Raw genomic sequence first — 13591 nt, 5'->3', positions numbered from 1 at the left:
AAGCGCGCGTGCGCATCTGCCGCTGCTGATTCCGCTGTCCCCCTCAATGTGTCACAGCGCCACGCGACGACGAGGATACCGTGTTCGCATACTTGGCCATTACGCCACTCTTATAATGAGGCTCGGGCGTTCTCCAATTCTTGAGCCGCGTCTTGATTTCCTCGTCGGAGAGATTGACGTCGAGTCGCCGCTTCGCGATGTCGAAGGTTATCACGTCGCCGTCGCGAATTGCCGCGATCGGCCCGCCGACCGCCGCTTCCGGCGCGACGTGCCCGGCCATCAACCCGTGCGTCGCACCAGAGAATCGCCCGTCGGTGAGCAGGCCGACTGATTCTCCAAGGCCCTGTCCTGACAACGCCGCGGTGACGCCGAGCATCTCCGGCATCCCGGGTGCGCCGCGCGGCCCTTCGTAGCGGATGACGACGACGTCGCCCGGTTTTATCTTCTGCGCCGAGACCGCCTTGAACGCGTCGTCTTCGCAATCGAACACACGCGCCGGCCCGCGATGCGTCATGCGTTCGTGCCCTGCAACCTTCACCACGCATCCTTCCGGCGCGAGGTTGCCCTTCAAAATCACCAGCCCGCCGGTTTCCTTGAGCGGCTTCGCGACCGCGCGGACGACTTCCTGTCCCGCCGTCTCGCGCGCCGCGTCGGCCTCGACCCCAATCGTCCTGCCGGTCACGGTCATTTCGTTTTCGTGGAGCAGCCCCGCTTCCTTCAGGCGTTTTGCGATTAGCGGAATCCCTCCCGCGGCATACATTTCAGTCGCCAGGAACCGTCCGCCCGGCTTCAGGTCCGCGAGTAGCGGGGTGCGCGAGCTGATGCGATCGAAGTCGTCGATATCGAGCGCGATTCCCGCCTCATGCGCAATTGCGAGCAGATGCAGCACGGCATTGGTCGAGCCGCCGGTCATCGCGACCGACGCGATCGCGTTCTCGAGCGCCTTCTTCGTGATTATCTGGCTCGGCTTGAGTTTGCGCTTGAGCAAATCGACTGCGAGCCGCCCCGCCTGGAACGCGCTTTCCGACTTTTTCGGATCCGTCGCCGGGATGCTGTTCGATCCCATCGGCGAGATTCCCAGCAGCTCAGTCGCCGTCGCCATGGTGTTGGCGGTGAACTGGCCGCCGCATGCGCCCACGCCGGGGCATGCGACGTCCTCGAGTTTCTTGAGATCCTCGAGCTTCATCTTGCCCGCCGAATGCGCTCCGACGGCCTCGAACACGTCCTGAATCGAAACCTGTTGATCGCCGAAACGCCCCGGCTGTATCGATCCGCCGTAGATCATCAGCGACGGAAGATCGAGCCGCTGCAGCGCCATCACCGTCGCCGGAATCGTCTTGTCGCATCCCGACATCGCGACGACGCCGTCAAACAGATGCCCGCGCACGGTGAGCTCGATCGAGTCGGCGATAACTTCGCGGCTGATCAGGGATGCGCGCATGCCGTGCGTCCCCATCGAGATCCCGTCGCATACTGCGATTGTGTTGAACTCGATCGGGGTCGCGCCGGCCGCGCGAATGCCGCGCTTCACATGTTCGGCCAGATCCCGCAGATGAGCGGTGCAAGGCATGATTTCGATCCACGTATGCGCCACCGCAATCAGCGGCTTGCTCAAATCCTCATCGGTAAACCCGACGGCCTTGAGCATCGCGCGCGCGGGCGCCCGCGAAGGCCCGTCAACGAGGACGCTGCTGTTTGATCTCAGAGAATTTTTGTCATCCGCCATGTGATGTTTCCTGCGCCGACCGCGAAGCCGTGGCCCGGCATTCGGCGAAAATATCGAAGTCCGACTAATGATTTGTACAACAGCGCGAGCCCCGGCGAAATGGCGTCCCCGGCCGATGCCTCAGTGCTCTTTGCCCGCGACCCGCATCGGCGTAACTTTCTCACTATCCGGGCGCCCCTTTAGCTCAGATGGATAGAGCACAGGATTCCTAATCCTGGGGCCGTGGGTTCGAATCCCGCAGGGGGCACCAACTTCCCGAACTGCGAAGCCGATTTGACCGCCGATCGTTCTTCCAGCCGAAACGGGCTTCATGATACATGGCGAGCCTGTGGGCGGACAGGGAACACGCAACCGGCTGATGAACGCCATTCGCAACGCGTGGATACTCGCGCTTTTGGTCGCGTCGTTGAGTGCGTGCGCGTCGCGGCAGGCCGGTCCTATAACCGGCACCTCCTCGACGACTACTGCCCCTGCTCCACGGCTCCTAGCATGCACGCTGGCCTCGAACACTTGGACGTGCAGCCCTCGCGGATTCAATACTGGAAGAATTTATCTGACAGGTTCGCAAGCGATCAGGATGAGTTCGGGTGGTATCGACGGGCAATTTTTTACGCTTCGACTATCACAAGACCCGCAAGGTGGCCGCGTTCCGACCTGGGGCAGTATGTTTTTGTTCCAGAACTTTATCAATAACCCTGCCAACACACTGGTTCCGCTCTCTTACCCGTACTCGGTTGAAGAAGTTCTGTTCCAGTATGACGATGTCCTATCGAAATGGGTGTATCTGTCTCGCTCCGGTATCCAGCAGATTGCACCTACAATTCAAGGTTCCGGCACCAACGTAGGCGATCATCCGGGTAACGGCGGTTCAGCGCAAGCATTGGCTCTTCCAGCCAACACTGAGACAGGAGTCTTTGGCGACAATGGGGGATTCATGGGGCCGGAAGGCAACGGCGTCTTGAACTACTATCAGATCCAATCCGGGGTCATCCAGTTCTGTAACTACGATGCCATTACCACCCTTGCGGTGTTTCGTTGTAACAGTGTGGGGAACTGGCCCTCGGCTAACGCACAGACCGCTCCTGTCCAAGTACCAGCCGGAGGCTGTACTAACTTTCAAGTACAGATGATTGCCGGAGGTAATCCGCGCACTTTCGCTGGCTATGTCTGCTATATAAACCCGGGCAACTCCGATGCCGCATACGCAACCTGGAATAGTGTCTACAATCAGGAGATTCCTATCAACTAGTGAAACGACTAACGTTTGTAGGCATCTTTCTATTGCTCCTGATGCGCTCGACATCGTCAAAGGCCCAATTCATCGGTGGATCGTCCTTCAATGGAACAGATTCTCTGGTGGCGACCTGGACCGGTGAAGGAAGTGCTTTGTCGATAGGATTTGCTGCCCTGGCAAATGACCACCAGCAGAAACCATATGTGAACCCACCTGCGTTGCAAAACCTGGGTGGCGTGGTCCAGCTTGTGCTGCGAAGTTCACACGCATGTCGTTGGGCCACGGGTGACTATCGATGGACAGTTATCCCAAATTCGGTGGCAGAAGCAGATGGGCTATGTCAGGTGCTCTATTATCGCAGATTCCAGGCGGGCGAACAGCCGCCGTACAGGTTTCGATGGTTTGTTACGATACCCTATGACATCAGAACCTATGTCATTTCGAATGTATCTGACGTGGACGTTGCTTCCAACAACAATGGTGACGGTACGACGCTGGTTGCAAAAGGAGTTACGACGAGGGGGGAGGGCGACTACCTGATGGCCTTCTACGCGAGTCTTGGGTCGGGAACCTGGACATCGCCCTCCAATATGGGAATAGCAGTCAGAAATGACTACGGCGACAGCGGCCCGTCGAATTTCCCGAACCTTGGGACTCAAGCATGGTCCTATTCAGCAGCACCAACCGGAGACAAGGTGACTACGGAGTGGGGTAACTCAGCGCAATGGGTAGCAGATCTGGTAGCTTTCAAACCACTCTATAGAATTCCACCACAGACAGTCGGCGACATAAATCCCGGTGCAATCTACCGCGGATGCCGAGGCAAGGTGGCTCTCTCTAACGGGATAGGTGCGTTTGGTAATTCGTGCATCAAGACAACCAGCTTCTGCCTATGCCGCGACACAACTAAGACTGACAACTTATGCACGACGTCAAATCCCACGGCCGGTGGTGTAAGGCTCAAGGGAACTGGCAGCGATGTCGAGCTGGTCAACTGCATGTGAGATATGGATCACGGGTGCATTTTCATTACCGGGAAGGTTCGACCAGGTTGCATGAGTAGGTCTTGATCACGAGCCAGACTTGCTTTTCATCTTCCAATTGCAGCGCATCGATCGCACCGGGAGTCAGGTGGATCTCGAAGGTTGCGCCGGCTTCGATCATTACTATTACTCTGACTCCTTCGCGGCGGATTGATAGGACTCTTCCTTGCAAGGAGTTGCGGGCGCTCAGGTTGTGCGGTTGATCGCTCGCTATGATTATGTCGCCGGCGCGAATTGCTATTCTTACTCGCGATCCTGGTTCAGCGTGGCCTAGCGGGACCTCCAATTGAGTTACGCTGCCGTTCAGCTGGCAGAGCATTGTGCCTTGGGTTTCGGCGATCGACTTTACGGTTGCGTCGAAGACGTTTTCGAAGCCTACCACTTGCGCGATCGTTTCGTGGCGCGGCGTTGTCAGTACGTATTGAGGCATCCCCTGCGCAAGGATGCGACCGCCTTCCAGCACTACCACCCGCTCTCCCAGCGCGAACGCTTCTTCGGGTGAATGGGTCACGTAGAGGATTGGAATTTCGTGGGCGGCGTTCCATCCGCGGAGGTCGTCGAGGATCCTTGATTTGGTCGAGTTGTCGAGCGCAGTTAACGGCTCATCGAGCATCAGCGCCGCCGGATTCGTCACCAGCGACCGCGCGAGTGCGACACGCTGGCGCTCGCCACCGGAAATCTCGCCGGGCTTGCGCGAGATCAGATGAGCGATTCGAAAAGACTCGAGCATAGTCGTCATTCGCGCATGACGCTCTTCGGCGGCGAGCTTCGCGATCCCGTATTGAACGTTTTGCGCGACCGTCATATGGGGAAACAGGGCTAGATTTTGAAACACATATCCTAGCTGACGTTCCGCGACCGGCATGTCGATGCGCTCATCCGAATCGAACAGCACTCGAGCGCCGAGAGCGATACGGCCCGCATCCGGCTGCGCGAGACCTGCGATACAGTGCAACAGCGTCGTTTTGCCGCCGCCCGACGGCCCCAGGATCATCGTGAAGCCTGCGGACGCCTCGAACGCGGCATCGAGCGCAAAGCTGTTCGACAGCTGATGCGTTATCCGCACCGATAGGCGTTGGTCGGATGCCATCTTCTCGCGATGTTAGCGGCTCATCGGCCATACCGCCCAGACCCGTCGGTTGAGCGAATAGGTGACCGACAGCGTAACGAAGGCGAACGCCAGGAGCAGCACCGCCATGCGGTTCGCGCCGGCATAGTCGAGTGCCTGGGTCTGGTCGTAAATCGCGATCGAGATCGTGCGCGTGACGCCGGGGATATTGCCGCCAACCATCAGCACCACGCCAAACTCGCCGAGCGTGTGCGCGAAACTCAGCACGAAACCGGTGACGACGCCGCCGATTGAAAGCGGAAGTACGACACGCGTGAACGTGCGAATCCGTGAGGCTCCGAGTATCGCCGACGCGTTTATCAGGTTGCGATCGACTTGCGAGAAGGCCGCCGCCATCGGCTGCACGGTGAACGGCAGGCTGTAGATCACCGACGCGATCGCGAGTCCTTCGAAGGTGAACGGCAAGCCGTGTCCCGTGAACGACTGATACCAACGGCCGATAGGGCTGTTCGAGCCCATCGCGACCAGCACGTAGAAGCCGAGCACGGTCGGCGGCAGCACGAGAGGGAGTGCGACGATGGACTCGACGAAAAATTTCCAGCGCCAGCGCGTGAAGCTGAGCCAGAGCGCGATAGGCGTTCCGACTATCAGCAAAGTTGCGCAGACGACTAGCGCGAGCCGCAGCGTCAGGAAAATCGCGCTCCAATCCATCGCGGTTTATTGTGGCACGGACATGTTACCGCGGGCCGCGGCGATGTCCCTGGGAATCGAGAAACCGTATCGCTCCATCAGGGCCACTGTTGCGGACTCCTTGAGAAATTTCAGGAACTGATCCGCCAGCTCCTTGTTGCGCGACGATTTCAGAATCACCGCGGCCTGAATGAGCGGTGGATAGTCGTCCGCCGGGATCTCGACGTAGCGTCCTTTGTCCTTCATCGCCGGCGCGACTGCGAGTGAGAGTGCCAGCAGGCCGACGTCGGCGTTGCCGGACTCGACGAATTGCGCGGTCTGCGAAATATTTTCGCCGAGCACCAGTTTGCTATTGACCTTGTCGTATATGGCGTCATGGCGCATCGCCGCCACCGCCGCAACCCCGTACGGCGCATGCAGTGGATTTGCGATCGCAATCTTCTTGATACCGGGATCGAGCAGCGTCGCGAGACCGCGGCTTAGATCGAGCTTCGACGCGTTGGGAACCCATATCACAAGTTTTCCGCTCGCATATTCGTAGATGGTGCCGGGTTCAGCAAGGCCAGCGGCCTCGAGCTTTTGGGGATAGCCGATGTCGGCAGAAAAAAACAGATCGAACGGCGCGCCATTTTGAATCTGCGCGAAAAAATTCCCCGACGAACCGTACGTGAGCTTGATTTGGTCACCGGTCTGCTTTTCGAATTGGGCGGTGACGTCGGTGAACGCGAACGTCAGATCCGACGCCGCAGCGACCTTGAGTTCCCCGGCGCCCGCGGTCGCCGGAAACCAGCTGCAAACAAAAATTGTCAGAAGGAGAATCATCCACAGCTTCTTGTGCGCTATAGTGCTTGTCATATTGCTCGAATAATGGCACAGCTTTGTAAAATGACACAGAGCCCGCGCCGTTGATTCGCGGCCACAGTCATCGTTAAGTAGGCAAATGAGCACCACACACAAACTTGCGGTATTTGGCGCCGGATGCTTCTGGGGAATCGAGTCGGCTTTTCGCGCGGTCGGAGGCGTCATCGACGTCGCCGTTGGATACGCGGGCGGCACGGTCCCGAAACCCAACTATCGAACCGTTTGCAGCGGCAAGACGGGACACGCCGAAGTCGTGCAGGTCGAGTACGACCCGGCGCGCGTGACGTTCGAGCAACTGCTCGAAGTATTCTGGCAGATTCACGATCCCACCACGCTCAACCGGCAGGGCCCCGACTTTGGCACTCAATACCGTTCGATCATTTTTTATTCCGATGAGCATGAGCGGAAGGCGGCCGAGGAATCGAAGCGCCGCCTCGACGAATCCGGCAAACTTGGGCAACCGGTCGTCACGCAGATTGTGCCTGCCGCGGAATTTTACCGCGCCGAGGAATATCATCAGCGCTATTATGAGCGGATGGGGATCGCACCGACCTGCGGAATGCACGGACGCGTCGACTAGGAATTTTCTGCTAAGCAGTTGCGCTCGGGCGCGAGGAGACCGCCTGATGCCATCGCGCGAGATTCTTCTGTTCCGGCTGAATCGAAATGTTGTTGAACTTCGCGAAGTCGACCACCACCATCGCGGTGATATCCGCGATTGAGTACTTGTCCCCGGCGATAAACTGCTTGCCCTCGAGCTCGCGGTCCAGCCACTGGTAGCGCTGCTCGACGACCTTGCGCGACTGCTCGCCCATCTCGGGGATTTGTTTGATTCGCGCGCGAGTCAGTTCGTGCGAATGCCCCCATACCATCCCAACCGGCACGAACAGCGCGAGTTCCATCCGCCGATTCCACATCTCGACGCTCGCCTGTTCGAATGCGCCCTTGCCGAACAGGGCAGGTTCCGGATGGAGCAGTTCGAAGTAGCGGCAGATCGCGACGCTCTCGGCGAGATGCCTGCCCTCGTCGAGTTCGAGCACTGGGATTCCGCCGAGCGAATTCTTTTTCAGGAATTCCGGCTGGCGGTTGACGCCCTTGAAGATATCGACTTCCTCGAGCGGAACGTTGAGGCCTTTTTCGGCCAGGAAGACGCGCACGCGACGCGGATTGGGTGCGAGTTTGTAATCGTAGATTTTCATTGGATTCTCCGTTTTGGATCTTTAACGCATGCCAATCGCATAAATCACGCGCGTCTTTGACTGTATCCGTGCCGAGACATCTAATGGACCTTCTGCCAAACTCCCAGGATTGATTTGCCTATAGCGTGGTTCAGGGCGCGGTCTGCGTACCTCGATATCGGGACCATCGTACGGTCCCAGAATTGGATCTGGGCTTTGCTTGGGATGGGCGAGCGCAGGAAGAGTTTGTTTCCCAGCGACGCCAACAGCCCTGCCGAGTCCAGATAAATGCATTTTACTTCGCGCATACCCTGGGGGGCGATCGAACGCAGGGAATTTTTTGTATAGCGGCGATAGTGGCCTATGGCTGCATCGAACGGCGTAAACAGCCATGGGAATGCGGGCGATAATACCGCCAGAAAGCCATTCGGCCTCAGATGCGACGCGGCGCGCGCGAGCTCGGCCGCGTCTGCTTCGATATGTTCGAGGACATCCATGTACAGGATGCTGTCGAACTGGTCTCCAGTACCTAAATCGGACAAGGTGCCAACTACTACTTCGCAGTTAGTCAGCTTTGCGGGTAGATTTGGCTTGATCCTATCAGCCAGCTCTCGATCCGGTTCCAGGCATACCCATCGCCGCTGCGTGCCGTCATTGAATGTCGCGGTTGATGCACCTATCCCCGCGCCAACCTCCAGGATGTCGCCCGACAAATATGGCCGCAGGTGGAAACGCACATAACACTTCCAGGTCGTCGCCCCGGCAAACAGATTGAGCTCGCTACCAACATAAGCGAAGTCACTCATGTCGGCTGAAAACTGTTCTGACTTTGCTTATGTAGATTGGACAGTCTCGGATCGGCGCGAAGCTGGATTGGCCGCGACTGTAGAGAGCTACAAAAATGAAGATGAGGGACAGCACTACGAGTTCGGAAAGGAGTAACAGCAGCAATCCGGTGACATAGGTGGCCCACCCGGGTATGCCCAGGTTGGTGGCGGCTTTGATTACAATGGCGGCTATTATAAGAATCGCGGTCAGAACGCCTAAAACGCCGCACGAAATCAGCAAACGAACTCCGACAGTGTCGCCGAAGACAGACATCGCACTTAGGCCATGAATCACCAGCCCGACGAATCCCATCCGGGATTCCCCGGCAAATCGTTTCGAGCGGTCTATCGGAACAGTGGAGTAGGGTATTTTCATTTTGACGACAGTGGCGGCGTAGTGATTCCAGAGATCGGAGGTGACCACCAATCGTTCCAGAACCGCGGCTGGCAAAACACTGAAGTTGCCGAACCGGGGATCGAATCCTACAACCGCACGATGGATCGTCCGATAGAGCTTGTAGAAAAACTTGAAGACGAAGCCTTCGGCGCGGAGTCGCCGCGCGGCGAAGATCACTTTGCGGTTACCCTCGGCGACAAACTTTTCCAGCAGCCTGGGAATGTCAGCGGGCGCATCTTCACCGTCGGAATCCATGACGACCACCGGACTGCTGATGCCGCTTCGCTGCAAGTGAACCAGACCCACACATAGAGCGCGTTGATGTCCAAGGTTGGTTCTCAATTCCACAGTCTGAATCTGTTGGATGTTCTGGGGCGGAGTCGCGGGAAATTGCTCGGGCACCGGCTCCAGTGAGCCGTCATCGACGAAGATGATCTGAGCTGTCAACGCATGCTGCCCGAAGACGGAATCGATCTGCTCGACAAGAAACCGAGCCGCCGCCCAATCGTTGAAGACTGGCATCAGAATCGTGAGCAGGGAAGGGAATTCTGTGCGGAGACCAGTACTGTCTGGACGGAGACTCGACGGCGTTGAAGACACGATCGGCAGAGTATACGCCGCGAAAGCGCTTGCCAAGAAAGGACAGAATGTTGCGATTGCAAACCACGTAAAATTTCTGGAATCTGAATCGGGGAGTCAAGATTGTTGCGGGCTATACGCGAGCGTCTCAAATCGGTGATCGCCTGGTTTGCGGAAGCACCTTGGCTGAACCGGGAGCGACTCCGAATTTATCCGAAAATTTTCCTCCTCGCTTATGCGTTGACGTTCACCCTGTGGGTCATGACGCTGCATGGAATCGTAAGCCACCAGGGGAAACCTATCGGGGTTGATTTCGAGGTCAACTGGGCAGCTTCCGAAATGGCGCTTAGAGGGGAACCTTCTGCCGTCTATAACTTCAAGCGATTCCATGCGATGGAAGAAGAAGCAGTTGGGAAGGGGACCTTCGCCGGTCCATGGATTTACCCGCCAACTTTCCTGATAGTTGTTCTTCCGCAGGCACTCCTGCCTTATTTGTGGTCGCTCGCGATCTGGATGACGCTGACGGCTGCCGGCTATATTCTGGTTCTTCGGAAAATCATTCCGCGCACAGAGACGTTTTGGCCGGCACTCGCCTTCCCCGGCGCATTCGCCAACCTCATGAACGGACAAAACGGACTCCTCGCATTTTCTGTGCTGGGCGTTGCGCTGCTAACGGTCGAAAGCAACCCGCTGTTGGGCGGTGCGTTTTTTGGACTTTTGACCTATAAGCCGCCGATGGGAGTATTGGTGCCGTTCGTATTAGCCGCTACCGGTAGGTGGCGGGCTTTTTGGGCGGCAGCTTTTACCGCAAGTGCCCTTGCCGCAATCTCATTTGTGATGTTTGGCGCCGAAACCTGGCGCGCCTTTTTCAACACTCTCGGATTCACCCGGCAAATGGTTATCGAAAACGGCGGCGTGCGATTTTATACGATGCAAAGCGTATTTGCGGCGGCGCGATTGCTGGGAGGGGGAGTCGCCGCCGCGTACTCTTTTCAGATCGTGGCTGCTGCCACCGGCGCCGCAATCGTAATTTGGATCTGGCGGCAAAACATTAGGTTCGAACTCAAGGCCTCAGCCTTTGCGGTTGGGATGGTATTAGCTTCCCCATATATTCTCTATTACGACCTCGTGATCCTCGCTCTTCCCATCGCATGGCTTGCGCTTGAGGGTCGGCGCTCAGGATTTCTTCCGTTTGAAAAATCGCTTCTGGTTATCGCCTGGATACTGCCGCTCGCATGCGAGTCCGTCGCACACTATGCGTTCATTCCCCTCACGCCGTTGGTGAGTGTTCTGATGCTAGGGTTCATCATTCGCCGCGTAAGGGTCGCAGCGATAGTTCCCGCGCCAGCGATGGCGACAGCGGCCAGCCTTTAGGCCGAAGCGCACTCAGCGAGCAGATTGCCAGCTTGCCGTATCAGCATAGCTAGACAACAGATGCCAGTGAGCATTACAGCCCTGTCAGTGCTTGCGCAGAGACGGAGACGCCGAGTCTACAGCGGGTAGTCCATTGGCCAGCGCTCTTGCAGGTCGCGGTCGATCGAGCGGCGCGGCTTCTGGAAGAAGTAGTCAGAGTGCCACGGCGGGCGAAATTTAAGGATGAGGCGGCTCAGCACTCCAGGGTGCGAAGGTCTTGCCTGGCTTATCTCGTGTTCCGACGCGCGGATTCCATTCGACACATTTGGCAGCATCTTCGCGCCCTCCCCAGGTGCGTTAATACTTACATCCCGCCCATCCGAACCGCCTCTCCTTGCTCATCGTAGTGAGCAATCCATGTGCCACGAGCGACGACCCAATAGCGTCGCAATTAGCGCGTGTGATTGCGTCATGTCGTCAACCTAATACTACAAAGTGTAGACTTAGTGCAACATTCTTGTCGCTGACGCTACTTCTTTCATTCATCAATTGTCACAGATGTGCTGCCGTCGCAGATCAAAAAGTGACAGCTGACGGCTTCATAACGTGAAGAAACGCTTCGTGCCGTGCGTGGAGATTCCGCGCTGTTGAAGCGTACGCACTGGCGCGAGAATCGCGTTCATGCGAGCGACCGGTTTTTGGCGTGACGACGCCAAAAGTCCGGCGACTATCAGCGCGCGCAGCCGCTCTCAGATTTTATCGGTGCCGGCGGGCTCATCGATCACCTTGTTCTCCAGCTTGCCGATTTTCTCGATCTCGATTCGCACCACGTCGCCCGCATTCAGCCATTTGGGCGGATTCATCGCGGCTGCCACCCCGCCGGGCGTTCCGGTGGAAACGATCGTCCCCGGCAACAGGGTGAAGACTGTCGAGAGCGTCTCGATCTGCGCGAAGCAGTCGAAGATCAGATTCTTCGTGTTGGAGTGCTGGCGTTGCTCGCCGTTGACGAACGTCTTCAGGTCCAGTTTGTGCGGGTCGCCGATCTCGTCAGGTGTCACGATCCAGGGCCCAATCGGCCCATGCGTGTCGAACGATTTGCCGAGCGTCATCGTCGGCGATCGGCGCTGCCAGTCGCGCACGCTCACGTCATTTACGATGACGTAGCCGGCGATCACCTCGTGAGCGCGATCGCGGCTCACATGGCGGCATCGCTTGCCGATCACGAATCCGAGCTCGCCTTCGTAATCGAGCGCCGAGGACGCACGCGGCAGATGGATCGGATCGCCGGGTCCGGTGACGCAGCTCGATTGCTTGTTGAAGAACAGCGGAAACTCGGGACGCTTCATCTTGGTTTCTTCAACGTGGTCCGCGTAGTTCAGCCCGATCGCGAGAAACTCCGGCGGACGCCCGATCGGCGCCTCGAGCTTGACGCTCGCCAGCGCAATCCGATGCACGGAATTTTTCGCCGCGCCGGCAGCGCGGTCGAGCGCACGCGGTCCCGCTTCGAGAAACGCGATCATCTCGCGCGGCAAATCTGTCCCTGCCGCCGCGAGGTCAACTATCGAGTCCTCGACCACGACGCCAATCCGCGTCGCGCCGCCATGGGTGAATGTCGCAAGTTTCATTCGACTCCATCCGCTCCGTTCGTTTCGTCAGATCATTTTCGAACTAGTGATTGGTGCCCATCAGCCGCCGCATCGTCTCGGGATCAAGGCCCTTGGTGACGTCATATCTTTTGAGATCGGCCTCAGGCACGCCTGCATGAAAGTCGCGCGCAAGTTCATCGGGATTGAAGCTAACGCCAATCGGATTTTTCTGCATCGCATCGGTCTGGAAAAATCCCTTCAGTTCTTCGACCGAATCGAAATTGTCGATTTGCAGCTCGACGCGATTGCCGTCTGGATCGCGATAGTACATCGACGTCGTCGGCCCGTGATTGATCGTCACCACCGGCAGGATGCCGGCCTGCTTCAGCCGTTCATAGGTGAAAACCAGGTCGCCGAGATTCGCGTAGGTGTATGCGAGATGGTCCAGTCCGACCGAGTGTCGCGGCTTGTCTTCGAGTCCGGGCACCGCGGCGATCGCGATCCGGTGATGCTCGTCGTCGTAGGTCATGAACGCGAGCATGCCGTTGCTGTGAACGACCTCGGCCTGCAGCACGGTGGTGTACCAATCGACCATCGCCTGGAACTGCTTGGTGGCGAGCACGGCATGCGCGAACTTCGCGGGTACGACGCGCCGGGTTCCGTTTCCATTGCCTTTGACGGCTGGGCTTGCGGGCATTGCGAATCCTCCTTCGACGGCGTTTCGACCCGGTTGCGGGAGCCGGTGTCGATACCTCCTTATTGCAGTGATCGATACGCCGGACAAGGCGAGCGCGTGCTCTTTCGGCGGGCGCAAAAAGACACCAGCCAATGCGTGCCCCCCTTAGGGAACGCATCGGCTGGTGTGGGACAGGAGAGAGATTTTCTAATTCCCAGGTTCGCTTTTAATTTTCCTGGCGGGGACTCCATTCATCACAGAGGTTCCCCGCCAGGGCGCGCTCGGGGGATTGACGCCTTTACAAAATGAACCAGCAGCTCGCGGCTGCGATGTAGAAGACGGCGACTGCCACCAGGGCGAACACCGCGATCT

14 protein-coding genes and 1 tRNA gene are annotated in these 13591 nt (G+C 57.9%); 5 read left to right on the top strand and 10 right to left on the bottom strand.

Annotated features, from left to right (window positions below):
* Positions 1–43 precede the first annotated feature (43 nt).
* Positions 44–1726, bottom strand: a complete 1683-nt coding sequence (gene ilvD, locus WB650_RS19655; protein WP_422306065.1) for a dihydroxy-acid dehydratase — start codon at positions 1724–1726, stop codon at positions 44–46.
* A gap of 173 nt (positions 1727–1899) precedes the next feature.
* On the opposite strand from ilvD, the gene WB650_RS19650 reads away from it, so the two are divergent.
* The 3 genes from WB650_RS19650 to WB650_RS19640 all read left to right on the top strand — a co-directional run bounded on the left by WB650_RS19650 (position 1900) and on the right by WB650_RS19640 (position 3964).
* Positions 1900–1976 (top strand) — tRNA-Arg (locus tag WB650_RS19650).
* 327 nt (positions 1977–2303) lie between these two features.
* The gene (locus WB650_RS19645) at positions 2304–2975 is read left to right on the top strand and encodes a hypothetical protein (RefSeq protein ID WP_423961700.1); all 672 of its coding nucleotides are present in this window, start codon (positions 2304–2306) and stop codon (positions 2973–2975) included.
* A 233-nt stretch (positions 2976–3208) separates the two neighbouring features.
* Positions 3209–3964 (top strand): hypothetical protein, encoded by a 756-nt coding sequence (locus WB650_RS19640; protein ID WP_423961698.1) that lies wholly within the window; start codon positions 3209–3211, stop codon positions 3962–3964.
* Positions 3965–3989: 25 nt separating this feature from the next.
* On the opposite strand, the gene modC is transcribed toward WB650_RS19640, so the two are convergent.
* From modC to modA, 3 genes are read right to left on the bottom strand one after another with little or no spacing between them, the layout of a single operon-like run.
* Positions 3990–5093, bottom strand: a complete 1104-nt coding sequence (gene modC / locus WB650_RS19635) for a molybdenum ABC transporter ATP-binding protein (protein ID WP_422306059.1) — start codon at positions 5091–5093, stop codon at positions 3990–3992.
* Between the two features lie 12 nt (positions 5094–5105).
* On the bottom strand, positions 5106–5783 hold the full coding sequence (gene modB / locus WB650_RS19630) for a molybdate ABC transporter permease subunit (RefSeq protein WP_422306057.1): 678 nt from the start codon (positions 5781–5783) through the stop codon (positions 5106–5108).
* A 6-nt stretch (positions 5784–5789) separates the two neighbouring features.
* Entirely contained in the window at positions 5790–6617 is an 828-nt protein-coding gene (gene modA, locus WB650_RS19625) for a molybdate ABC transporter substrate-binding protein (protein WP_423961696.1), read from the bottom strand.
* Positions 6618–6702: 85 nt separating this feature from the next.
* Here modA and msrA point away from each other — a divergent pair, with 85 nt between their 5' ends.
* The gene (gene msrA, locus WB650_RS19620; RefSeq protein ID WP_422306053.1) at positions 6703–7203 is read left to right on the top strand and encodes a peptide-methionine (S)-S-oxide reductase MsrA; all 501 of its coding nucleotides are present in this window, start codon (positions 6703–6705) and stop codon (positions 7201–7203) included.
* A gap of 10 nt (positions 7204–7213) precedes the next feature.
* Here the strand turns inward: msrA and WB650_RS19615 are convergent, their stop codons facing one another.
* From WB650_RS19615 to WB650_RS19605, 3 genes are all read right to left on the bottom strand, one after another.
* The gene (locus WB650_RS19615; RefSeq protein WP_422306051.1) at positions 7214–7822 is read right to left on the bottom strand and encodes a glutathione S-transferase family protein; all 609 of its coding nucleotides are present in this window, start codon (positions 7820–7822) and stop codon (positions 7214–7216) included.
* A gap of 80 nt (positions 7823–7902) precedes the next feature.
* Positions 7903–8607, bottom strand: a complete 705-nt coding sequence (locus WB650_RS19610; RefSeq protein WP_422306049.1) for a class I SAM-dependent methyltransferase — start codon at positions 8605–8607, stop codon at positions 7903–7905.
* The gene (locus WB650_RS19605; protein ID WP_423961693.1) at positions 8600–9547 is read right to left on the bottom strand and encodes a glycosyltransferase; all 948 of its coding nucleotides are present in this window, start codon (positions 9545–9547) and stop codon (positions 8600–8602) included. The genes WB650_RS19610 and WB650_RS19605 overlap by 8 nt, the downstream gene beginning before the upstream one ends.
* A 180-nt stretch (positions 9548–9727) precedes the next feature.
* Here WB650_RS19605 and WB650_RS19600 point away from each other — a divergent pair, with 180 nt between their 5' ends.
* Positions 9728–10978, top strand: a complete 1251-nt coding sequence (locus WB650_RS19600) for a glycosyltransferase family 87 protein (protein ID WP_422306047.1) — start codon at positions 9728–9730, stop codon at positions 10976–10978.
* Positions 10979–11094: 116 nt separating this feature from the next.
* On the opposite strand, the gene WB650_RS19595 is transcribed toward WB650_RS19600, so the two are convergent.
* The 3 genes from WB650_RS19595 to WB650_RS19585 all read right to left on the bottom strand — a co-directional run bounded on the left by WB650_RS19595 (position 11095) and on the right by WB650_RS19585 (position 13240).
* Positions 11095–11292 carry a hypothetical protein gene (locus WB650_RS19595; protein ID WP_422306045.1) on the bottom strand — a complete coding sequence of 66 codons (198 nt, stop codon included), beginning with the start codon at positions 11290–11292 and terminating at the stop codon, positions 11095–11097.
* 414 nt (positions 11293–11706) lie between these two features.
* Positions 11707–12582, bottom strand: a complete 876-nt coding sequence (locus tag WB650_RS19590) for a fumarylacetoacetate hydrolase family protein (protein ID WP_422306043.1) — start codon at positions 12580–12582, stop codon at positions 11707–11709.
* A 43-nt stretch (positions 12583–12625) separates the two neighbouring features.
* Positions 12626–13240 (bottom strand): VOC family protein, encoded by a 615-nt coding sequence (locus WB650_RS19585; protein ID WP_422306041.1) that lies wholly within the window; start codon positions 13238–13240, stop codon positions 12626–12628.
* Positions 13241–13591 lie beyond the last annotated feature (351 nt).

This window comes from Binatus sp. (SeqCode), assembly GCF_049584895.1.
Lineage (GTDB): Bacteria > Desulfobacterota > Binatia > Binatales > Binataceae > Binatus.
This window is presented reverse-complemented; position numbering and strand designations above follow the sequence as displayed.